The organism is Halorubrum sp. AD140 (assembly GCF_034497445.1).
Taxonomy (GTDB): domain Archaea; phylum Halobacteriota; class Halobacteria; order Halobacteriales; family Haloferacaceae; genus Halorubrum.
In genome coordinates this window covers 1-1,260 of sequence record NZ_JAXRUU010000234.1, presented here as the reverse complement: position 1 = coordinate 1,260, position 1,260 = coordinate 1, and the positions used below count along the sequence as shown (strand labels likewise).

Annotated in this window: 1 protein-coding gene; it reads left to right on the top strand. The window is 68.5% G+C overall.

Going from position 1 to position 1,260, the window contains the following annotated elements; translation table 11 throughout:
- Window positions 1-1,243, top strand: a 1,243-nt coding sequence (locus U4E84_RS17760) for a methyl-accepting chemotaxis protein (protein ID WP_322533401.1), incomplete at its 5' end; no start/stop codon positions are given.
- Window positions 1,244-1,260: the final 17 nt, after the last annotated feature.

The following is a 1,260-nucleotide window of genomic DNA, read 5'->3' as shown; positions in this document are numbered from 1 at the left end:
ACGAGCCGCACCCGCAGTACGACTCGAACCGGACGCAGACGACTCTGACGGCGAGTTCTGGCGGGAGGCGTTCGAAGGGTTCGTTTCCGACCTCCCCGAGCCAGCGTTCATCGTCGACGGCGCGGGGACGATCACGCACTGGAACGCCGCCACCGAGGCGCTGTTGGGCCTCCCGGAGAGCGAGGCGGTCGGAACGAACGCGTACGACGTGTTCGGGACCGAAGGAGAAGACGGGACGCTCGCCGAGAAAGTCGTCCGGACCGGCACGCCGGTCCGCGAAGAGGAGTTCCGGTCCGCGGAGCGGCCGGACGGCTCTCGGGCGCACGCCCGCGCCGTGGCGACGCCGATCGGGGCGCCCGGCGGTGAGACGGTCTGCGCGGTCGAGCTGCTGTTCGACGTCGAGACGTCCGTGGAGGCGCTCGAGGTGTCGGCCGAGGAGGTCGCCGAGCGATCGACCGAGATCACGAACATCGTCGCGGATCAAGCCGAGGAGCTCAACAGCGCCGAGAACGACGTCGCGGGGTTCAGCGCCACCATCGAGGAGATCGCTTCGAGCGCCGAGGAGGTGAGCGCACAGAGCTCCGAGTCCAAGGAGCTCGCGGCGGAGTCCGTCGAGACGGCGACGGCGGTCATCGACAGCGTCGAGGAGACCGCCGAGAACTCGCAGACCGCCACGGAGGAAGCGGCGACGCTACAGGAGCACATCGAGGAGATAGAGGAGTTCGTCGGGGTGATCTCCGACATCGCGGAGCAGACAAACATGCTCGCGTTGAACGCGAACATCGAGGCGGCGCGGAGCAACAGCGACGGCTTCGCCGTCGTCGCGGACGAGGTGAAGGAGCTGGCGTCCCGGTCGCAGGACCAGGCGGACGAGATCGAGGACACCGCCGCGGAGCTGAAGCGGATGGCCGACGAGACGGCGGACAGGATGGAGGCGACGAACGGCGAGATACAGTCGATCGAGGCGGACCTCAGAGCGGTCCTCGACAACCAGGAGCAGATCCTCTCGGCCGTGGAGCAGACCGAGCGCGGGGTCTCCGAGATCGCCGACGCGACGGACGAGCAGGCGGGGACGACCGAGGAGATATCGGGCGTGGTAAACAGCGTCGCCGAGCGGGCCGACGTCGTCGACGGGGAGATCGCCGAGATCGCCGAGACGAACACCGAACAGACGGAGAAGGTCAGGCGGCTCAAGCGCCGCGTCGAGGAGATCGACGAGGAGCTGGCCGCGATCCTCCACTGACCGGCCCCCCTACCACG